The 21,463-nt window shown below is 60.4% G+C and carries 17 protein-coding genes and 1 pseudogene; 12 read left to right on the top strand and 6 right to left on the bottom strand.

All coding sequences use genetic code 11. The annotated features are described in order from the left end of the window. A partial coding sequence (locus tag AC1D0I_RS30055) for a LacI family DNA-binding transcriptional regulator (RefSeq protein ID WP_477399658.1) occupies window positions 1-432 on the bottom strand: 432 nt, incomplete at its 3' end. Window positions 433-610: 178 nt separating this feature from the next. Between AC1D0I_RS30055 and AC1D0I_RS30050 the strand changes: the two genes are divergently transcribed. The 11 genes from AC1D0I_RS30050 to AC1D0I_RS30000 all read left to right on the top strand — a co-directional run bounded on the left by AC1D0I_RS30050 (window position 611) and on the right by AC1D0I_RS30000 (window position 12,352). Continuing rightward, window positions 611-1,828 carry a CaiB/BaiF CoA transferase family protein gene (locus AC1D0I_RS30050; RefSeq protein WP_477304514.1) on the top strand — a complete coding sequence of 406 codons (1,218 nt, stop codon included), beginning with the start codon at window positions 611-613 and terminating at the stop codon, window positions 1,826-1,828. Beyond that, window positions 1,828-2,658 carry a 3-ketoacyl-ACP reductase gene (locus AC1D0I_RS30045; protein ID WP_477304830.1) on the top strand — a complete coding sequence of 277 codons (831 nt, stop codon included), beginning with the start codon at window positions 1,828-1,830 and terminating at the stop codon, window positions 2,656-2,658. Before AC1D0I_RS30050 ends, AC1D0I_RS30045 begins: the two co-directional genes overlap by 1 nt. A gap of 51 nt (window positions 2,659-2,709) precedes the next feature. Further along, the gene (locus AC1D0I_RS30040) at window positions 2,710-4,203 is read left to right on the top strand and encodes a sugar ABC transporter ATP-binding protein (RefSeq protein WP_477399656.1); all 1,494 of its coding nucleotides are present in this window, start codon (window positions 2,710-2,712) and stop codon (window positions 4,201-4,203) included. A gap of 8 nt (window positions 4,204-4,211) precedes the next feature. Then, complete coding sequence (locus AC1D0I_RS30035; protein WP_477304518.1) at window positions 4,212-5,681, top strand: aldehyde dehydrogenase family protein; 1,470 nt, start codon at window positions 4,212-4,214, stop codon at window positions 5,679-5,681. An 8-nt stretch (window positions 5,682-5,689) separates the two neighbouring features. Next, the gene (locus AC1D0I_RS30030; protein ID WP_477399654.1) at window positions 5,690-6,532 is read left to right on the top strand and encodes a Cof-type HAD-IIB family hydrolase; all 843 of its coding nucleotides are present in this window, start codon (window positions 5,690-5,692) and stop codon (window positions 6,530-6,532) included. Next, window positions 6,525-7,520: an ABC transporter permease gene (locus AC1D0I_RS30025; RefSeq protein ID WP_477226049.1), complete on the top strand. Its 996-nt coding sequence runs from the start codon at window positions 6,525-6,527 to the stop codon at window positions 7,518-7,520. Before AC1D0I_RS30030 ends, AC1D0I_RS30025 begins: the two co-directional genes overlap by 8 nt. Before the next feature lie 83 nt (window positions 7,521-7,603). After that, on the top strand, window positions 7,604-8,551 hold the full coding sequence (locus AC1D0I_RS30020) for a substrate-binding domain-containing protein (RefSeq protein WP_477399652.1): 948 nt from the start codon (window positions 7,604-7,606) through the stop codon (window positions 8,549-8,551). Between the two features lie 65 nt (window positions 8,552-8,616). Then, entirely contained in the window at window positions 8,617-9,579 is a 963-nt protein-coding gene (locus AC1D0I_RS30015) for a dihydrodipicolinate synthase family protein (RefSeq protein ID WP_477304522.1), read from the top strand. Window positions 9,580-9,582: 3 nt separating this feature from the next. Continuing rightward, window positions 9,583-10,359: an enoyl-CoA hydratase-related protein gene (locus AC1D0I_RS30010; RefSeq protein WP_477304524.1), complete on the top strand. Its 777-nt coding sequence runs from the start codon at window positions 9,583-9,585 to the stop codon at window positions 10,357-10,359. Window positions 10,360-10,434: 75 nt separating this feature from the next. Beyond that, window positions 10,435-12,048 carry a GMC family oxidoreductase gene (locus tag AC1D0I_RS30005; protein WP_477399650.1) on the top strand — a complete coding sequence of 538 codons (1,614 nt, stop codon included), beginning with the start codon at window positions 10,435-10,437 and terminating at the stop codon, window positions 12,046-12,048. Between the two features lie 19 nt (window positions 12,049-12,067). Next, a complete protein-coding gene (locus tag AC1D0I_RS30000) occupies window positions 12,068-12,352 on the top strand; it encodes a muconolactone Delta-isomerase family protein (RefSeq protein ID WP_477226053.1) in 285 nt (94 codons plus the stop codon). A gap of 1,164 nt (window positions 12,353-13,516) precedes the next feature. Here the strand turns inward: AC1D0I_RS30000 and AC1D0I_RS29995 are convergent. The 5 genes and pseudogenes from AC1D0I_RS29995 to AC1D0I_RS29975 all read right to left on the bottom strand — a co-directional run bounded on the left by AC1D0I_RS29995 (window position 13,517) and on the right by AC1D0I_RS29975 (window position 16,984). After that, window positions 13,517-13,924: a cupin domain-containing protein gene (locus AC1D0I_RS29995; RefSeq protein ID WP_477304526.1), complete on the bottom strand. Its 408-nt coding sequence runs from the start codon at window positions 13,922-13,924 to the stop codon at window positions 13,517-13,519. A gap of 10 nt (window positions 13,925-13,934) precedes the next feature. Continuing rightward, a complete protein-coding gene (locus tag AC1D0I_RS29990) occupies window positions 13,935-14,525 on the bottom strand; it encodes an NADP-dependent oxidoreductase (protein WP_477399660.1) in 591 nt (196 codons plus the stop codon). Between the two features lie 18 nt (window positions 14,526-14,543). Beyond that, a pseudogene (locus AC1D0I_RS29985) lies at window positions 14,544-14,867 on the bottom strand (alcohol dehydrogenase catalytic domain-containing protein); the annotation flags it as partial. Between the two features lie 49 nt (window positions 14,868-14,916). Beyond that, a complete protein-coding gene (locus AC1D0I_RS29980; protein ID WP_477304527.1) occupies window positions 14,917-15,945 on the bottom strand; it encodes a catalase family peroxidase in 1,029 nt (342 codons plus the stop codon). Between the two features lie 115 nt (window positions 15,946-16,060). Next, window positions 16,061-16,984, bottom strand: a complete 924-nt coding sequence (locus tag AC1D0I_RS29975) for a helix-turn-helix domain-containing protein (RefSeq protein WP_477399648.1) — start codon at window positions 16,982-16,984, stop codon at window positions 16,061-16,063. Window positions 16,985-17,727: 743 nt separating this feature from the next. On the opposite strand from AC1D0I_RS29975, the gene AC1D0I_RS29970 reads away from it, so the two are divergent. Beyond that, complete coding sequence (locus tag AC1D0I_RS29970; protein ID WP_477399646.1) at window positions 17,728-21,084, top strand: ATP-binding protein; 3,357 nt, start codon at window positions 17,728-17,730, stop codon at window positions 21,082-21,084. The last annotated feature ends 379 nt before the right edge of the window (window positions 21,085-21,463 follow it).

The raw sequence follows: 21,463 nt of genomic DNA, 5'->3' as shown, positions 1-21,463 counted from the left end.
GCGCTTCTGTTCGAACATGGCCAGAGTGGYTGGCCGATGCGTTGACCCGACAAGAACCACAGATTCGACGCCGCGCTCGACCAGCAGACGTGCCTGCTCGTATTCAAGATCGATGTCGTAGCCCGAGGTGTTGATGATGAGCGAAACGTCTTTTTCGGAGAGCCGCGCCTGAAGTCCATCGACCATCGTGGCATAGATGGCGTGGTCCAATGTGGGGATGATCGCGCCGACCAACCTTGTCCGGGTCGACCGCAGAGCTCTGGCGGAACCATTGGGCACGTAGCCGAGATCGCGCGCCGCCCGGACAACACGGTCCCGCACGACCTCGTTCACGTTGGGGTTGCCATTGAGCACGCGGGAGACGGTAGCCGGCGAACAGTTCGCAAGCCTGGCCACATCAATCAGCTTTGCGCCGCCATCCTCGATATCCATTGAGCCTCGAATCCGACGGTTTTCGAGAAACCGTTTTCCTGATGACACACTTCTTTTCTGAAGGCTACACCATCTTTCTTTGAGAAAGCGTTTCAAATTAGGCTTGACAGCTATAAGAAAAGGCGTGAAAACGATTTCACAAATGCGCAACTTATAGCGCAGAACCAAGGGAAGAGAAATGCTCAGCGGCATCAAAGTCGTCAGCTTCTGCCATTTTCTGCAGGGTCCTGCAGGCGCCCAATATCTCGCCGACATGGGAGCGGATGTCGTCAAGGTCGAACCTATCGATGGCGCCCATGAACGCCGCTGGTCGGGTGCTGACGTTTACGTGGAAGGAGTCAGCGGCTTCTATCTCTGCGCCAACCGCAACAAGCGCTCCATCGGCATTGATCTGAAGAGCACCGAGGGCAAGCAAGTCGCCCGACGTCTGATCGCCGGCGCCGATGTGGTGATGGAGAATTTCCGGCCGGGCGTGTTCGCCAAGCTCGGCTTTGACGATGATGCACTCCGGGACATCAATCCCAATCTGATTTTCGCCTCGGCGAGCGGTTTTGGCGCAACAGGCCCGATGGCGACGAAGCCCGGCCAGGATCTTCTCGCCCAGGCGCGTTCCGGCCTAATGAGCGTCACCGGAACTCCGGAACGTGGCCCCACGCCGGTCGGTGCGGCGATCGTCGACCAACATGGCGGGGCATTGCTGGCGATGGGCATTCTGGGTGCGCTGGTGCGCCGCTTGCGGGATGGCAAGGGGACTCGTGTCGAGGCAAGCCTGATCAACTCGGCGATCGACCTGCAGGGCGAGGCGCTGGTCAATTACTTCGCCGGCGGCATGACCCGCGAGGTGCTCAACCGCGAGGCGAATCTGGCGACGTGGTTCCATGCCGCGCCCTACGGTGTCTATCCTGCCTCCGATGGCCATGTGGTGGTGTCGCTTTGCGATTCTTCCGTGCTGGCCGAAGCGCTCGACAGCGACGGTCTGCGCGAGGTAGTCGGTGTCGACCGCTACGTCGAACGCGATGACTATGCTCGCCGGCTCGCCAGTGCCACGGCCCGGTTCGCGGTGGCCGAACTCGCCGAGCGCTTTGACCGCCATGGCATCTGGTGGGCGCCCATCAATTACTATGACGATCTGCTGGCCGACGCGCAGCTCAGCCACGCGCAAGTGTTCCGGCAGGTGAACGTGCGTGGCCGAACGATCCACCTGGTCAACCATCCCAACCGCTACGACGGCGAGGTGCCCGCGCTGCGATACCTCGCTTTGGAGATCGGCGAGCACACGCGCGAGATCCTGGATGAGCTTGGCTATGCCGATGACGAGGTTCAGCGGCTGCTGGCGTCGAAGGCCGTGATCGCATCCCGCGAAAAGGACGATGCAGTGGCAAGGAAGGCTTCGTGATGCTGGAACAGGTCTCCCCGGCTGCAATCGGTGTTGCTGTGCCCGAGCACGCAGCCTCCATCAACCGCGGACTTGCCATTGTGACGGGTGGCCGTCGCGGCATCGGCCGAGCCATCTGTTGTGAACTCGCGCAGGCGGGTTTCGATATCGCTGTGGTCGACATAGTCGACGATGAGAATGCCAGCGAGACAGTCAACCTTGCCCGCACGCACGGACGAAATGCCGCCTTTTATCGCAAGGACATATCCGAGACCTCGGACAATGCGGCGTTGATAGAGCGCATTGAAGCCGATCTGGGGGCAACCACGTGCCTGGTCAACAACGCCGGCGTCCAGGTTTCCGTGCGCGGCGATCTTCTCGATGTTACCGAGGAGAGCTTCGACCGGCTGGTCGGCATCAATCTGCGCGGCACGTTCTTCTTCACCCAGGCCGTAGCGCGCGCGATGATTTCCCAGCCGCAAGCCCGGCTCGAACGCTCGGTGGTGACGATCACCTCTGCTAACGCAGGCTTGGTCTCGCCGGAAAAGGGGCCGTACTGCATATCCAAGGCCGGACTGTCGATGGCTTCCCAGCAGTTCGCCATTCGTCTGGCGGACGCAGGCATCCGAGTGCACGAGATTCGCCCAGGCCTGATCCAGACCGATATGACCGCCGATGTCTACGATAAGTATTCGGGGCAGGTCGAGGCCGGACAACTCTCGGCAATCAGGCGGTGGGGGCAGCCCGAAGACATCGCCCGCGGCGTGGCGACGTTGGCCATTGGCGGCATGCCCTTCAGCACCGGGGACATCTACCACATCGGCGGCGGCATGCAGATGCATCGCCTGTGAGCTTTTTTTGAGGGATCGAGAAAACGATTTCTCGAATTGGGAGACGACGTGATGAAGGACGCAGTTCTCGAAATGCGCGGCATCCACAAGCGCTTTCCGGGTGTGTATGCGCTGAACAATGTCAGCTTCGCCGTCAGCAAGGGAAGCGTGCACGGCGTCATCGGTGAAAACGGGGCCGGCAAGTCGACATTGATGCGCGTCCTGTCTGGCGCGTTCTTGGCCAACGAAGGTGAAGTGGCCATCGACGGAGATGTGGTGGCGGCGCCGACGCCTGAGCGGATGCTCGAGCTCGGAATCGCGGTCATCTATCAGGAGCTTGCCCAGGCTCCGCATCTTACGGTGGCTGAAAATGTTCTTCTCGGTCGCCTGCCGAAAACGCGTCTGGGCACGATCGACTGGCGCCGGGCGAAAGCCGCAGCTCAGGATGTGCTCGACAGGCTTGGCTTCCGTGTCGATCCGGCAGCGCGCATCGACACGATCAGTGTCGCGCAGCGCCAGATGGTCGAGATAGCCAAGGCGATTGCCCGCGAGGCTCGCATCGTGGTGCTCGATGAGCCGTCCGCTGTTCTCGGCGACTCCGAGCTTGAACATCTTTTCAAGACGATCCGGCGGCTGAGCAGCGAACACGGCGTCTCGTTCATCTACATCACCCATCGCCTCAAGGAGCTCTATGAGATTTGCGACGAGGTCACCGTGCTTCGGGATGGCCAGGTCGTTGCCTCGATGCCGCTTGGCCAGACGACCACGGCCGATCTCATCCGCCATATGGTCGGGCGCGAATTCAAGGACGTATTTCCACCGCGCTCGCAGCCCGGCGACGAGATCCGCTTAGACGTACGCAACCTATCGCGGAACGGCGTGCTGAAGGATATCTCCTTCAATGTCAGGCGCGGCGAAATCGTCGGCATCTGCGGTCTTGCCGGAGCGGGCCGGACCGAGGTGCTGCGCGCTATCGCCGGCGCCGATCCGATCGACGGCGGCGAGATCAGGATCGACGGCCAAGTGGTCGCTATCGACGGGCCGCGTCGGGCACTTGCGCATGGCGTCGGCCTGCTGCCCGAGGATCGCAAGACAGAGGGGCTGTTCCTCGACCAGTCGGTGGCATTTAACGTCACCGTTTCCCAGATGGCGCCGTTGACCCGCAGTGGCCTGATCAGTGGCTGGCGCGAGCACGAGGCTGTCTCCCTGTTCATCCAGCAGATGCGCATCAAGACGCCGAGCCCCAGCACCAAGGTCCGCACCTTGTCGGGCGGCAATCAGCAGAAATGCGGCATCGCCCGTCAACTGCATGCGGGAACGGAAATCCTGCTGGTCGACGAACCGACGCGCGGCGTCGACGTGGCAGCCAAGCGCGAAATCTACGACCTGCTCGCCGAACTGACATCCAAGCGCGGCGCAAGCGTCGTGATGGTCTCGTCGGAATTGCCGGAAATCCTTGGCCTCTGCAATCGCATCATCGTCATGCGCGAGGGCGCCATCTCGGCGGTTCTAGAAGGCGAGGACGCAACCGAGGAAACAATCATGGCCCATGCGGTTTGGCAGTGAGGAACGACATGAGCACGCGCAGCTATCACCAATTTATCGGCGGGCGGTTTGTCGATGGTTCGGGTTCCGGTTCGATCGAGCGCCGGTCGCCGGCCACAGGTGACGTGGTCGCCCGCTATGCCGATGGCACGCCCGAAGATGTCGATCTTGCCGTCGAGGCGGCGCGCATCGCCTTTGAGGAAGGGCCGTGGCCGCGTATGAGCGGCATGGAGCGCGCCGAGGTCCTGAACCGTCTTGCCGATCTGATCCGCACCAACCGCGACCGGCTGGTCAGGATTGAGGTCGAGGAGGTCGGCAAGCCAGTTCGTTTTGCGCGCGGCGATATTGATGGTGCAGCCGGCCTGACACGCTATGCAGCTTCGCTGGCCATGCAGATGGCGGGCCTGACCTACACGAACATCGGCGATGGCAAGACGGCGCTGATCAGCCGCGAGGCAGTGGGCGTCGTGGCGCTGGTCACGCCATGGAATTTCCCGGCGCTGATCCTGGCGCAGAAAGTCCCGTTCGCTCTGGCTGCCGGCTGCACTGTGGTGCTGAAGCCATCGGAGTTCACGTCAGGCTCAGCCTTCGAGATCGCCGCGCTGGCGAGCGAGGCCGGCGTGCCGGCCGGCGCCTTCAATGTCGTCAGCGGTTATGGCGCAACCGCCGGCGACCACCTGACCGGGCATGCGGGCATCGACTTCGTTTCCTTCACCGGTTCGACGCGCACCGGCAGCCGTGTGGTCGGCAACACGTCCCGTCATCTGGTCAAATCCTCGGTCGAACTGGGCGGCAAATCGGCCAATATCGTCTTTGCCGATGCGGATCTGGACGCCGCGGCGGACGGCGCGCTGATGGGCGTGTTCTTCAACAATGGTGAGTGCTGCGTTTCGGGTTCTCGGCTGTTCGTGCAGTCCGCCATCGCCGACGACTTCATCGCCAAGGTGGTCGCGCGCTCCCGCAAGATGAAGGTCGGCGATCCGTTCGACGACGACACGGATGTCGGCGCGCTGATTGATCGCAACCATCTGGCCAAGGTGACCGGCTTCGTCAAAAGCGGGATCGAGGAAGGCGCCCAACTGGTGCTCGGCGGAAACGCAGCGGCAGGGGCGGTCGGTCATTTTCACGAGGCGACCATTTTCGACCGGGTCGAACCGCATATGACCATCTTCCGCGAAGAGATCTTTGGCCCGGTGCTCAGCATCACACGGTTCGATACGGTGGATGACGCGGTGCGGTTGGCCAATGACACTGCCTATGGTCTGTCCAACTACATCTGGTCGAAGAATATCGACACAGTCCTGACCGTCGCCAAGCGGCTGAAAAGCGGCTGGGTGCAGGCCAACACAATCATTGACGGTGCGCCGCAGCTGCCGCTCACCGGGGTGAAGGGATCCGGCTTCGGCTACGAGATGGGCCAGGCGGGCTTTGAAGAGTTCACCCAACTCAAGACGCTTCTCATTCAGACCGGGCCGCGCGCTCCGGTGTTTCCGGTCTGAGGCGGGTGATGACCATTCCGCGCCTCATCGTCACCGATGTCGACCGCACCTTGCTGACGCATGACCATGCGTTGCCGCAGCGTGTGGCAGACGCGCTTCGCGAGGCGCGAGAGGCTGGCATCACGATTGTTCTGGCAACGGCGCGCTCGCCGCTCGGGGTAAAGCCCTATGCGGAGAAGCTTGGGATTGCAGGCCTCGCCATCTGCTTTAACGGTGGCTGGATCGGTAATGTCTCGACCGGCGTTGCGCTGTCCGAGCAGCGGATCGGTCGCACCGATGCGCTGTACACCATGGCCACGGCGCAAGCGGCGGGCGTTCGACCGATGTGGTTCACCGGCCAAGCCATTCACGCACTTGCCGAAGACCCGATCATCGCACGCGAAGCCGGCGTGACCGCAGAGCCTTTGATCGTGGCGAAGGCGCTCGAAGACCTACCGGGGGAACCGGGCAAGATCATGTGTGTCGCCGCGCTGCCCACAGACCGTGAAGCCTTTGGAGCTCTGCGCGTGCAGCTTGGCGGGTGCCTGTCGGTATCGGGTTCGCATCCACGTCTGCTCGAGATCGGTCCGCTCGGCATCTCCAAGAAGACTGCCATCGCGACCGTTGCGGCCGAACTCGGAATGGCGGCGCAGGACTGCGCCGCGGCCGGCGACGCCGAGAATGATCTCGAGATGCTGGCCTGGGCCGGAACGGCGGTCACGGTCGAAAACGCGGTCCCGGAAGCCAAGCGGCTCGCGCATTTCGTTGGACCATCCTGCGACGAGGGCGGGCTGGCCGATGCGGTGGCCTGGCTGCTGCAACAGCAATCGACCCTCGCAATGGCGCACGAATCGGGAGGAAGGAATGGCTGAGATGACAACGGGACAGGGATTGGCGTCGATCCGGCCGGGGTCGGTGGGTCGGTTGCGAGGCTGGGCGCAAAGCCTTGGCCTGCTCTGGGTCCTGATCGTGTTGTGCGCCTTCGCGGTGTATCTGTCGCCGAGCTTCATCCAGACCGGCAACATGTTGAATGTCGGCCGCCAGGTCGCGCTGTTTGGCATCGTCAGCGTCGGCATGACCTTCGTCATTCTGACACGCGGCATCGATCTTTCCGTCGGTTCCATCGTCGGTGTCGTCGCGGTTGCCACCGCGCTGATGCTCTCATCTGGCGTTCCAATCCCGCTGGCGATGATTGCGGCGCTGGGGATGGGAGCCCTGTTCGGCGCCATCAACGGAGCTGGCGTCGTTTTCTTTGGCATGCCGCCCTTCATCATGACCCTCGGCACGCTGGTGATGGGGCGCGGCATTGCCATGACCATTGCCAACGGCGAGCCGAAGACGCTTGGCGATGCTTCGGATGCCTTCTCCTATCTGGGCAGCGGTTTTCTCTTCGGTATTCCCGTACCGATCTGGATCTTCGTTGCCATAGCCGCCGCGGCTTTCGTTGTCCTGCGACACACGCCTTTCGGTCGCCAGATCTACGCGGTCGGTTCAAACACCGAGGCGGCGCGGCTTGCCGGCATCAACGTGCCGCGCGTGCTGATGTCGGTCTATGCCATCTCCGGCGTGTTGTCGGCGCTGACCGCCCTGGTTTTCGTCTCGCGGCTGACCGTTGGTGAGCCCACCGCCGGCACCAATCTCGAACTCGAGGCCATCTCGATTGTCGTCATCGGCGGCACCAGCCTGTTTGGCGGCGAAGGCGGCGTCATCGGCACCGTGATCGGCGCCGCAATCATTGCTGTCATGGCTAATATATTGAATTTACTAGGCATATCGCCATTCACGCAGCAGATCGTGAAGGGCGCCATCATCATCGCCGCGGTGATGTTCGAGGTCTACCGTCACAAAAGACGGTCCTGACATCCATGCGCGGCAGCACTTGCCAGACGGGCCGGCCGTCGCGCTTTGGAGCCTGAAACGAAAAACAATGGAGGAGTGAAAAAATGACCAGTCGCAGACATTTCCTACGCACCACAGCACTTGCCGCCACCCTGGTACTGGGCGCCATGATGCCGGGCGCGGTCCTGGCTCAGGACAAGATCAAGATCGGCTTCAGCCAAGGCACCATGAACCATCCTTGGCGCGTCGCCATGGTGGAGGGCAACAAGAAGTACGCCGCTGAGCATTATCCGGATGTCGATCTCATCGTTACCGACGGCAACAACGATGCTTCCAAGCAGGTGGCAGACGTCGAAAGCCTGATAGCACAAGGCATCAAGGTGCTGATGATCTCGCCGCTGACCGAGCAGGCACTGACCCCGGTCGTCAAGGAAGCAATGGATGCCGGGATCAAGGTTGTGACTCTCGACCGCAAGGTCAACACGCCTGTGACTGTTCATGTCGGCGGCGAGAACCTGCCGCTCGGCGTTGGCGCGGGCGAATTCCTTGCCAAGAAACTGAATGGCAAGGGCAACATCATCGAGTTGCAGGGGACGGCTGGGGCATCGGCCAYCATCGATCGCAACAAGGGGTTTGCGGAAGCGATCGCAAAGCACCCGGACATGAAGGTGGTCGCATCGCAGAACTGTGACTACACCCGCGACAAGGCGGTGAAGTTCATGGAAGACATGGTGCAGCGGTTTGGTCCAGGCCAGATCCAGGCGGTATACGCGCACAATGACGAAATGGCACTCGGCGCAATCCAGGTGCTGGAGGCCGCCGGCCGGCTCAATGAAGTGGCGGTGGTCGGTATCGACGGCCAGGAGACGGCTTTCGAGGCGGTCAAACAGGGCAAGCTCGCCGCAACCTTCGTTTATCCGTTCGTGGCGCCGGAAGGCATCGAGACCGCTTACAAGGTGGCCAAGGGTGAAGAGGTCCCGGAGACGATCACCTTGCCGACGGTTTCAGTGACCCCGGACAACATCGCCGACATGATCGGCAAGGGCTTCTAAGTCCTCCCTGGGCAACGGGACGCCGCACTGACGCGGCGTCCCGAATTTCAAATAGGATCTGAATGATGAGCGACAAGAAACCGTTTGCTGCCCACGGCGTCATTCCCGCGTGCCTGATGCCGTTCACCACCGATCTGGCTGTCGATGAGAGCGCATACCGCAAGCACCTCGCTGACGTCTCCTCGGTCGAAGGCATTTCCGGCATCACCATCAACGGTCATGCGGCCGAAGTGCACGCGCTCACCATCGACGAGCAATACCGCGCGATAGTGGTAACCAAGGATGTGTTGCAGGATCAGGTTCCGACCATTGTCGGTGTCTACACAAACTCCAGCCTCGAGGCCGCGCGCATCGCCGCTTATGCTGATCGGGCGGGTGCCGACGCGCTGCTGGTTTTCCCGCCGGACTTCATGACGCTCGGTGGGCATCTGCGCCCAGAGATGATCGTCGAGCATCTGAAGCGCATCACCGATGCTTCGAACCTTCCTATCATCCTGTTCCAGTATCCGCTGGCATCGAACCTTGCCTACCCGCTGCAGACATTGCTCGACCTCTGCCGTCGTTTTCCCTCGATCGTCGCGATCAAGGACCAGTGCGGCGATGGCAATTTGCATGAACGCCAGATCCGCGAATTGAAAGCGCTCGACCGTCCGGTCAACACCCTCACCACCCACAGCGCCTGGCTGCTCGGCTCGCTGGCGCTTGGCTGCGACGGGCTCTTGTCGGGCGCCGGCAGCGTCATCGCCAGCCTTCAGGTTGCGCTGTTTCGCGCCGTGCAGGCGAACGATCTCAAGACTGCCAAGGCGATCAATGACCGCATCTATCCGACGGTGCGGGCCTTTTATGACGCGCCGCTTCTCGATATGCACAATCGCATGAAAGAGGCGCTGGTGGTGCTCGGGCGACTGGACGAAGCTCACGTCCGGCCCCCACTGATGAAGCCAAACCCCGCCGAGATCGAGAAGATCCGGGGACTGCTGAATGCTGCCGGATTGAGCGCGGAGACGCTTTACAGGAAGGTCGCCTGATCGATGATGGACCGCCTCGTTCAGGCAGTGGAACCGGCGCCCGGCATCCGACTGCTGACGCTCAACCGGCCGGACAAGCTGAACGCGTTGTCCAAAGCGCTGCTGGCCGAATTGAGCCACCTGCTCTCTGGCTACGACGCCGACACGGAGGTCGGCTGCGTGGTGCTGACGGGTGCCGGTCGCGCCTTTGCGGCAGGCGCCGACATCTCTGACATGCTGGAACGCGGGGTCGCCTCCTATGCCGACCCGGAACGGCTGGCATGCTGGCGCGCCATTGAGGGCTTCACCAAGCCGATTATCGCCGCCGTGAATGGCTATGCGCTGGGCGGGGGGCTGGAGCTTGCGCTGCTGTGCGACATCGTCATTGCCTCGCAAGCAGCTCAATTCGCGACTCCTGAAATCAAGATCGGCTCGTTTCCCGGCGATGGCGGCACGCAGCGTCTGCCACGCCTCGTCGGCAAATCCTTTGCCATGCAGATGGTCCTGACCGGCGACATGGTCGATGCGAGCCTCGCCGAGCGCAAAGGATTGGTCAGCGAAGTCGTGGAGGCCGACAGGCTCCTGCCACGGGCGCTGGAGATCGCCGCTGCGATCGCCGCCAAGTCGGTTGCCATCACGCCCTATGCCAAGAAGGCCGTTCTGGCAGCATTCGAAACAGAACTGCAAAGCGGGCTCGAGATCGAGCATCGGCTGACTGTCGAGGCATTCGGCAAGGAGGACCGGATTGAAGGGCTGCGAGCCTTTGCCGAGAAACGGGCGCCGGCCTTCAGGGGCAAATAGGATTTAGGAGCAATGTCCGCGGTCGGGTTTCGTCGCGCTGACGGGAAGGCGCCTTCGGGCGAGTGGAGGCAGACTATGTGGGATTACATCATTGTCGGCGCGGGCTCGGCCGGTTGCGTGCTGGCAAACCGCCTGTCCGAGGATCCTGACGTCAAGGTCCTGCTGCTGGAGGCTGGCAGCCGGGATTGGAACCCGATGATCCATATTCCTGGCGGCATCGGTAAGCTGTTTGGGCCGGGCGTCAACTGGCGGTTCCACACGGTGCCGCAGAAGAACCTCGACAACCGCTCCATCTGGTATCCACAAGGCAAGACCCTTGGCGGCTCAAGCTCGATCAACGCGATGATCTACATCCGATGCCAAAAGGAGGACTACGACAATTGGGCAGCACTCGGAAATGACGGTTGGGCTTATGAGGATGTCTTGCCCTATTTCCGTAAATCCGAGGACAATGATCGGCTCGCCAATCGCTATCACGGGCAGGGCGGTCCACTTGCAGTTTCGGATCAGGTCGGCCCGCACCCATTGACCCGGGCCTTTGTCCGCGCCGTGCAACAATATGGCCTGCCGTTCAATCCCGACTTCAACGGCGACACCATGTATGGCGCCGGCTTCTACCAGGTCACCTGTCGCGATGGCCGCCGCCGCTCGTCCGCTGTTTCCTATCTGCATCCCGTCAGCAGGCGGCCCAATCTGACAGTCAGGACCCATGCCCGGGTCACAAGGATCGTTGTCGAGAACGGCCGCGCCGTCGGCGTCGAACTGTCCGAGGGCAAATCGCGGAAAGTGTTGCGGGCCGAAAACGAGGTGATCGTATCGGCAGGAGCCATCAATTCGCCGCGCCTGCTGATGCTGTCCGGTATCGGACCGGCCGACGAGTTGAAAGCTCTCGGGATCGCGACGATCGCCGATCTCAGCGGTGTCGGGCGGAACCTCCAGGATCATCTCTGCACCAACGTCCATCTGACGCTCAAGGACCCGATCAGCTATGACGGCCAGGATCGCTATCCCAAGGCGCTCCTGCACGGCATTCGCTGGCTGCTCTATCGCAATGGCCCTGCCGCCTCGGTGATCGTTGAGGGCGGCGGCTTCTTCCAGAGTGAGGGAGCGAAGCGGCCCGACCTTCAGATTCACATCGCGCCAGCGATGGTGGTGCGCGGCGGCCAGACGCGGCTCGACGGGTATGGTTTTACCATCAACTCGACATTCCTTCGGCCACGTAGCATCGGCTCGGTGAAGCTGCGCTCGTCGAACCCCGCCGGCGAGCCGCTGGTCGACCCCAACTATCTATCCGATCCCTACGATCGCGGCATGGCACTGAAATCAGTACGGATCATCCGGGAGGTGCTGGCGCAAAGTGAAATCGCGAAGTTCGTCAAGGTCGAACGGCTGCCTGGGCCGGCTGCGAAGACCGACGAGGAACTGATGGCCTACATCAGGCAGTATGCCTGCTGCGACTATCACCCTGTTGGCACCTGCAAGATGGGCGTCGACGAAACCGCAGTCGTCGATCCCGAACTGCGTGTGCGCGGACTCGACGGGTTGYGGGTGATCGACTCCTCGATCATGCCAGTCCTGATCAGCGGCAACACGAATGGGCCGACGATGATGATCGGCGAAAAGGGCGCCGATCTGATCAAGGGCGTCCGGTCTGCGCATGCCCGCCACATGATCGCAGCCGTTGCGTAAGTCTTCGGAGACCAGGCCGATGCAATTTCTTGTTTTGTCTCGACGCCGAACGGACCAATTCAGCGACGCTGATTTCGAACAGCTGGTACCCAGCGAGGGGGCACAGGCCCGCCATCTCTATAGCATCGGCTTCACGCGCCAGATCTGGCATCGCGGTGATATGCCCGGTGCGTGCCAGATCGTCGAGGCGAGGGACGAGATCGAGGTTCGCGAGATGCTGGCGACGTTGCCGCTGGCGAGGGCGGGGACGCTTGACTTCGAAATCGTCCCGCTGAAACCCTACGCTGGTTTCAATCTGCCATGAGGCCCACTGTTGTTCCTATGCAGTCGCACCGAGGTCCGATTATGGCGCGACGCGTCAGCAACGTCGTTGCGGCTGAGATGGGGTCGCCAGCAAAATGGCGCCTTTCCCGCTAGTTAATTCTGGAACCGGACCGCCTGCTTTCGGCCCAAACCGGTCGTCAGATAGTTCTACAATTCGCGATCGACTGGGGTTCCTGGAAGCTTTTCGAACTTTCTGGGTCGCGCCTCAGCCCGAATTGCGGTTGCTTATGGACAAAGCGGGATACTAGATTCGGTATTTGGATAGCATTGATGGCATCGACTTCTAGCACGTGCGCCAGATAGCGCGTGAGCACGAACTGCCAGCGTGCTACGTTTTTTGTCGGCGGCTTTGCTTCCATACCGGACCTAGAGTTCAGCTCACTGCGTTGGCTCTAAACTAGATATTCTCGCACTGTTGGAAAAGGTGCAGTACCGCTAGTGGAGCGTTATCCGAACAATAGAAATCCGCACGCAGTTTCCATACACCAACACCGGAGAATGCCGTTTGGCCAGGTGGCATTCGCGGACTATGCGGAAAACGGTCGTTTGCCGAACACAGTTGGTAGAGGGAAACGAACCCGAAACAAACCTTCTCTGAATCTGTGTGATCAATGGGCACCATTGGTACAGTTCAAGACCTAGCTCTGGACGTCCGAAATGCGCCTCTAGGTGAACTCGTCTCCGCCCCAGAAGCAGACGTCGTGGATGGCCATTCAGCCGGACCGCTCGCTTGGCCAGTTCGTAGCCACGCTTCGGGGCCAGAACCCGATGACCTTGCATCAGGGCGAAAATACTACGATATCGGAGACCAAACGCCGTCTGATTGGCTCGCGCCAATTCAGCTGTTCCCACCCATACTGGCGCGATGAATGACCTTCCAACCCGACGACATGGAATCAGAAAGGCTGGTTTCAGTCCGTAGACAGTCATGAAGCGAACGTCAGGATCCGGTCAGATCCTGACGTTGCCCACGCCGCTCATTAATGTCCGCTCGCGAAGATTTGCATCCAGAAGCTGCGAGTCTGCCAGCGGCCCAAAGCTGTCGGTCAGCGATGCGCCTCAATGCAGTCTTTCAGGGCCTCTCAGTGCTATCTCCAAACCAGACATTTCCAGTTTATTGCGGGTCATGCGCGCCGCTCAAGGTTCAATCGCTAGTCTTCAGAATCGCACCGTCTCCAGCGACGAAGATTGCAATTAGGCTCGCGCTTTCGGTGCTACTGGCATTCTCGCTGACTAGATGTTCACTGCCGGCAGGCTCAAAAAAGGTCTCGCCTGCTTTGTAGGTTTTTGAGGGGCCGGTCGCAGAGTTTTCAGAACGGATCGTTCCCGACAACACGTACGCTAGCACCGATCCCGCGTGGTGATGCTTGCCGGATTTGCCGCCTGGCGGGTAGTCGACGCGCAGGACGGTCAGTGTCTGTCCGGGAAGGTTTGGCAATTTTCCTGCAAAGACTGGAGAGACTTTGTCGTCGTCTGCGTGGACAGTAAGGGTGTACCCTAGGCAAAGGGTCACACTTGCCGCGACGATCGTAAGTTTTCTTTTAAGGCGCATCGGATCTCCATCAGTTGCTAATGTTGAGGACAATCTTGCCGTCTGCGCGAGGTCGCGTTCCCTCGAGCATTTCATGGGCCAACTCCGCCTCGCCAAGGGAGAGGACTGTGCCCACGCGTGATCTGATCGAACCGCTGTCGATGAGGCCGGCGATCATATCCAGACATTGCGTCGTCACATCGACCAGGAAGAACGACGCGCGGACCCTGTAGCGGGCTGCATCGGCCTGGTCGGGAACCGAAACGGCGGAGATCAGACAGCCGCCTGGCTTGAGAACCTGGAATGAGCGACGCTGAGTATCTCCGCCCACCAGATCGACAACCGCATCAACGCCGCTAACCTTTGTTTCGAATTGACGGGACTGGAAGTCGATCACCTCGTCTGCACCGAGTTCGCCGAGGTAGGCGAGGTCTCTGGCACCGCCTGTCGCGATAATCCGCAATCCGGCCTGCCGTGCGAACTGAACAGCGAACGAACCAACGTTGCCTGCCGCGCCATGAACCAGCACGGTGTGACCGCGTTGCAGCTGGGCGTGGTCGAAAAGCGCCTGCCATGCGGTAACGGCGATCACTGGCACCGCCGCAGCCGTGACGTCCGTCACGCTGCCGGGCTTCCGCGCAAGCATGCTAGCCGATGCGACGGCGAACTCGGCATATGCTCCCGTGAACTGCCTGTTTGTGACGCCAAACACAGAGTCGCCGACCCGGAATGCCTCGACGCCCTGTCCAACCGCCTCGACGAGCCCGGATAAATCCGATCCAAGCGTCAATGGTAGGGGCTGCGGCAATGCACTCTTGCCGGCACGTATCCAACCGTCCCACGGTCCAACACCGGCGGCTGCCACCTTTACGAGAACTTCTCCCGGGCCGGGCCGTGGGCGGGCAATTATCTCCAGCGTTATGACTTCGGGTGGACCAAACCTGTGGACGCGGCAGGCCTTCATAGTTGGCATATAGGCGGATGGCGGCGATGACCTATCCTCGTCCATCGGACTATTGCCGTTCCTGGAACGAGATCGGATAGGCCTCGTTGCGCAGCGTCAGCATCGGATCGGCAGGATCGATCCCAGAATGTGGCTGGCCGGGCAGGAACAGCGTACCTTTGTCTGCAGCCGCCTGATCGGCGACGATCTTCGTGATTGTAATCGAACCGAGTTTTACCAGCCTGCGCTGCTCAGGCCAGGCGATTGATGGATCTTCTATCTTGTCACCGTCCTCGGCAATCTGTGCATACCAGTCGAAGCCTATCGGCTGCGCAGCGATGCGCTCGAGAATCTCCTCGCGGAGATAATTGGGTCCTTTGGTCGCGAGATCCGCGGCTGTTAGGTAAAGTTCGCCGGCCTGCGGAATGAGCCGGTAGCGCACGTGCACGGCCTTGCCGGCGGCATTTTTATAGGTGAAAGCGTTGACGCCAAAAAATGCCGTAGTGGCGTAAGATGCTGGCGGCGGCTTTTGCGTCGACACGAAAGTCTTGGCGATCGGATGTGTCTCTAGGAACTGTTCGATCGGGTTTGGGTGAGCCACTCCCGGGCCGCTTGCGCCGATGTCGCGCAGGAATACCGCGAACTCATCGCTGGTGGCGACCGGAAACCCATTGAAGCTGTGGGACACGACATCGACCTCGTCGCCGTCTTCTGCTTTGATCTTGAACGCGAAGCCGCGCGGATTGGCTGCGCCAATCGTGTCGGGAATCTCGGGTATGCCTGTGAAGTCGGAAAACCGGGCGACCACCGGCAGACTTTTTCCGGAGAAGATCAATGCCTGGCTGAGCGTCTCGGCTTCCGCAGATGCGGTGAAAGTGCCTTCCAGCAGGATCCCCTTGGCGTGGACGGCGCGAGCATGATGCTCGCCAAATGCTGAATGCAGGGCGTTGACCAGATCCTGCGCTGATTGATTTGGCGGAATTGGCGGTGCCGCAGGGGCTTCCGCCGCTAACGTGGTTCTGCTCACCGCGGCCACTACCAGTGCGGCGGCTCCAAGCCACCTAGTGAGGCGCCTACCAATTTTGGTTTTCTTTTGCACGAAAATCCTCCCTGACCGTGCTGAGCGCACGCAATCGGGGCAATCCTCGTTCCTCCGTTTTCAGCCGTATTGCCCGTTTTCGTTGCACTTGGCGAATTTGCGCACGAAGCTCTGCTTAGACGAGGCGATCTGTCGAGTCATGCTTCCTACGCCGCCAAGCGCCTGGAGATATGCCGACAAGGCGGCTGAAGACGCGGGTGAAGTGGCTCTGGTCAGCAAAGCCGCAGGACAGCGCAATCGCTACAAGCGACATCCCGGTGTTAGTGAGCGCATTCTTGGCTCGGTCGACGCGCCGTTGCAGTAGCCAACGGTGTGGCGGCAGGCCGGTCGAAGCCCGAAAGGCGCGGGCAAAATGGCTGGGCGACAGCCCGCATTCATACGCCAGCCACTCGGGGGAAATATCGCCCTCGATATGCGCATCGAGAATTTCCATGGCACGTCTCAGCTGCCAAGGTGCTAGTCCGCCACGGGCCGGCAGGGCTTTCATCGATCCGTAGCGGTGCGCGACATGCGCCACGACGGCCAACGTGACATAGTCGATGAATAGCCGGCTTGCCTGATCCGGTGCACTGAATGCTGGCATCAAAGCAGCGCTTAGCGCCTGCATAACGGGATCGTCTGCGCCGCGGCCATGCTCATGGACGAGATCTCCGATACGCGCCACGCCGGCATTATCCGCAACTGCGTTAAACGCCGCGCGCGGGATATAGAAATGCAGCGCGTCCATTGGATTGTTGACGAGCATAACAGGGGCAAGCCTCAGGTCGATGAACGTCGTTTGTCCGGCCAGCACTGGCGCCTCCCGAACAGCTTTGCCGTCCTCCCAGAGGCGGAAGCTTGGATTGTCCAGCATGACGTAGCTTGCAAAATAGGCGTCTACCACCGGCTGGGGGTCCGACAATTCATTGGTTGGTGAATATTGCCGCAAGTAAGTTGCGGCTACCTCCGATTTGCGAAGGGTTTTCGATACCAGTGCTGGGGCTTCTTTTGCCCCGAAACGCTTGGCGAAATCTCGACCGTACGCTTCGCCGCTCCTCATCAAAGCCCTAGCCCCGGCGAAACGTGCATAGTCCACCCTGCGAAAAACCAGACTCCCAGCTTACACAGGATTTAGCTCGCCTGGCGAATTATCAGCGCGCGCTGCTGATTTAGCCGGCGGCGTGAACGTTTTAATACAGGTTTCGCAAGGATTTGGGTGCGTCGGAGCCGACATGGCCTACCAAGCTGATAGCGGCTGTAGTTTCTTCCTCGGAGCCGAGGCCGGCTACGACAGCGGCGATGCCTTCACCCTCAATGTTCGCGGCGGATTGCAGATACCCCCTAGGCGCCAACCACATTGACCCAAGAAGGAAAAGGAAGTTCACCAGTTGCAAGGGCGATGAGATGTGATGGCGAACCGGTCATACCGGGAGCTGGGATAACCCGTGCGAATGTCGTGGGCGTCATTGCCCGCAAAGCAGAGTGGGACCTGACTCGCGGATACCATCAAGGCCAGCGGTCAACATGAACGACTGCATCAACAGGCCGGACAGAAGACCGCACCTGACCCAATCGTCAAAAACGTCAAATCACCCCTTGCATCGCGGGAGCCATCCACAGAAGACATTGCACGCGATCACGCTGAAGGTCGCGGTTGCGCCTGGAACTGCCGTGATCCCAGGCAATCGGATTGGGGGCGTTTTGGTGCAGTGCGGACGCCGCTCGTCCGCACCTGAACACAAAGGGTGACGCATTCTTACGTGGTCCGATTGACATTTTGAGCATGTGCGCTTGACTGCCTCGATGGATCATCAGCAGGGCGGCAAGGGGATCGCTTCATGGCTGCAAGGCTTGGGCCTTGAGCAGTATGCCGGCGCATTCATCGACAACGACATTGAAGCGGCAATTCTACCAAAGCTCTCCGACGATGACCTTCGGGAGCTTGGCGTAAAATCTGTTGGTCACCGGAGAAGAATCCTGACCGCCATCGCCGAGCTCTCGCATCCACCGGCCCAGCCGCTGAAAGCAGACGACGATGCCAAGTGGGATGCTCTCCAAAGTGTAGTACCTAAGCGAGAGGGGAGTGAGGCAGAAAGGCGCCACCTCACAGTCATGTTCGTCGACCTCGTGGGCTCGACCGCACTGGCGTCGACGCTCGATCCTGAGGACTTGGGCTCGGTCATAGCCGCATATCAATCGTTGGTCGCCGCAGAGGTCGCCCGTTATGATGGCTACGTCGCCAAATTCATGGGCGACGGCGTGCTGTGCTACTTCGGCTGGCCACACGCCCACGAGGAGGACGCCGAGCGGGCGGTCCRCTCTGGACGTTCCATAGTGAAAGCTGTCGCCAGTTTGCGCACTCCCGGTCAAGTGCCACTCGCAGCTAGAGTTGGAATTGCCACGGGATTGTGTGTCGTCGGAGACGTCATCGGGACTGGGTCCGCACAAGAAGAAGTCGTCGTTGGCGAAACGCCCAATCTCGCCGCTCGGCTGCAAGCCCTGGCCCAACCGGGATATGTGGTGGTCGCCGAGAGCACGAGAAAGTTGCTCGGCGGAATATTCGCGGTTGAGAGCTTGGGGCCTATCGAGCTGAAGGGATTTTCGATACCCTTCTCGCCGTTTCTGGTTGTCGGGGAACATGCCGTCGAGACGCGCTATGACGCGCGCGTCACGAGCGCTCCTCAAATCATGTTCGGAAGGGACCTCGAACTCGGACTTGCTCTCGAACGTTGGGGGCAAGCGAAGAGGGGCGAAGGCCAGCTCGTGCTACTCAGCGGCGAGGCGGGTATCGGCAAATCTCGCATCACCCGCGCCTTGATAGACGCGGTCTCTCAAGAGAAACATGTGCGGGTGAGCTATCAGTGCTCGCCGTATTACTCTGGCTCGCCGCTCTATCCAGCTGTTCAGCAACTCCGCCGCACTGTCGGTATTGAAGAAGCCGACGGGGATGAAGAGAAGGTCAGAAAACTCGAAGGCACCAAAGGTCCAGCGAATCCGTTGTTGCCTATCTTCGCTTCCCTGCTCGATCTTCAAAACTACCAGAGCGATGCTTTGACGGGCCTGAACCCGCAGCAGCTGCGAGCGCGAACGCTTGACGGATTGTTGAACGACATCCTCGACGCTGCAGCAAGGCTGCCATTGTTGTTCGTGATCGAGGACATCCACTGGATTGACGCGACAACGCTCGAATTGTTGGATCAATGTGTAGAACGGATTCAGCACGCTCGGGTCATGATGATGGTGACGACGAGACCGACCTTCGAACACGGTTTTGGGGGACATCCCATAGTGACGAAATTGGCGCTTAATCGCCTGGGCCGTGAACAGACCACCGCTTTCATCGAGAAACTCGCTGGCGATATTCGACTACCAGCCATCATTGTGGACAAGATCATCGCCGCGACGGATGGTGTGCCGCTGTTCATTGAAGAGCTGACAAAGAGTGTTCTCGAAGCCCGCCACTTCGATCGCGCAGCCGTCTTCGACCAAGATCACGCCACACTCGCAAATCTCGACATTCCGCTAACGTTGCACGATTCGCTGATGGCCCGCCTCGACCGATTGCAGCCGGTCAAGGAAGTTGCGCAAATGGCCGCATGCATCGGCCGCGAATTCCGCCACGACCTCCTCGGATCGGTCACGCGGCTCAGCGCTGCCCAGTTGGAAGAGGCACTCGATAAGCTCGTGGATGCCGAGCTCGTCTTCCGGCGCGGAAGGGGCTCGGACGCACGATATACGTTCAAGCACGCGCTCGTTCGCGATGCTGCCTATCACAGTATGTTGAAATCGGTGCGCCAGGACATACACAGCCGGCTGGCCGACAAACTCGGCATGGAGCCGACGGCCGAACCGGAGCTGGTTGCACATCACCTCATAGCGGCAAAGCGGTATCTTGAGGCAGCTGAATGCTTCCTCCAAGCAGGGCGCGCTGCCGCGGCGCGATATGCCAATCCGGAGGCGGTCGCGCATTTCACGGGCGCGCTGGATGCCTTGGAAGCGGTCACTAGCTCGGGCGATACAAATGAGCTTGAACTTAGAATCCGGATTGAAATGGGCGTCCCGCTGAACGCGTCAGCTGGATATGCGTCGGAGAAGGTTGAAGCGAACTTTCTCCGTGCCGAAGAGCTTTGTATATCCACGGGCCTCACCTCCAACCTCTTTTTTGTCCGACGTTCGCTTTGGAACTTCTACCTTGACCGGCCTGACCTGCACCGGAGCCGAGACCTGGCCAAGCAACTCCTTGCCGAAACCTCGTGCGGAGAAAACGTTGAGGAAACGACTTTGGCGCATCGGGCGCTCGCCACTTCCTATTTCTATCTCGGTGCCATTGGGGATGCCGCACGGGAAGCCGAGGCCGGAATCAATGCCTGGGCGACCTCCAATGGGGATTTCGATGTCGCAAGATATGGAGAGGACGGCCCCGCGATCTGTCGCAGCTATCTGGGCGTGGTGCAGGTGCTCGCAGGGCGGGTCGACACCGGGCTCGCCAATTGTGCGTCAAGCGTTGAAACCGCGGAGCGGCTCGATCATCCGCTCAATCTGGCATTTATCCTCATGAATCTCGCCATTGCCCGACGGTTCCGCAATGAGCCGGCCGAGTGCCGTGAGATCGCTGAACGAATGCTCATATTAGCTGACAACCGCAGGCTGGCGTCCTGGTCCGGAGGTGCTCGCACGGTGCTCGGCTGGGCTATCGGCAGCAACCTGCCCGACGAAGGACTCAGAATGCTGCGAGACGGCATGAACCGATGGCGCTCGACTGGCTCTGAGCTGCACTTGCCGCACTTCTATTCGTCGATTGCGGACATTTGCCTCCGGCATGGACGGATCGATGAGGGTCTCGCGGCAATCGAGAATGCTGTCGAGGCGATGGACAAGACCGGCGAGAAATGGGCGCAGGCTGAAATAGAACGTATTGAGGGTTGCTTGGTCGCCAAGGCGGATGTGACCCGAGGGATGAAAGTCCTAACTAGAGCCTATGATACTGCGATAAGTCAGGGCGCGTGTTGGTTGGCGGTGCGTGCTGCAACGGAGTTGGCCAAGCTCTCAAGAAGGTCGGGCCATGAGCTCCGAGCTGACTATCGGAATCAGCTTCGGATTAGCGAGATCGCTGAAGGCCTAGAAACCTCGGTCATCCGCGAAGCTGCTGCCGTTCTCTAGATCACCGTATCGGTGCTGTAGGCTGACTAGCAGGCACTGGAGATGAGGGGCAGAACCTCAGCTGCCAAGCGCCAGGGTGATCCTGAGATCTGCTCGCAAGGGTCGGCTTGTGGGGCAGAGCGGGTGATGATCGCCCACCCATTTGAGTGTCCGCTTCGGGTCAACTGATGACATCGGACATTGGAAGTTCAACGTCCGCTATCGTTGTTCCCTCCACCACAAGCGGACCTACTGCTTCCGGCTCTATTTCGGTCGTTCAGTGATCACGTAGCGACGATCGCTCCCGGCATATTGCCGGCAGCAATTTCAGAACCTTTGTCCGCCGGAGGCAGTGGAGATCACTGTGAGCAAGCCTGCGAGCTGGGATTTTTGTCGGGCA

This window comes from Mesorhizobium sp. P2_D1, assembly GCF_056404455.1.
The sequence above is the reverse complement of the archived record's forward strand: the minus strand, read 5'-3'. Positions and strand labels throughout refer to the sequence as shown.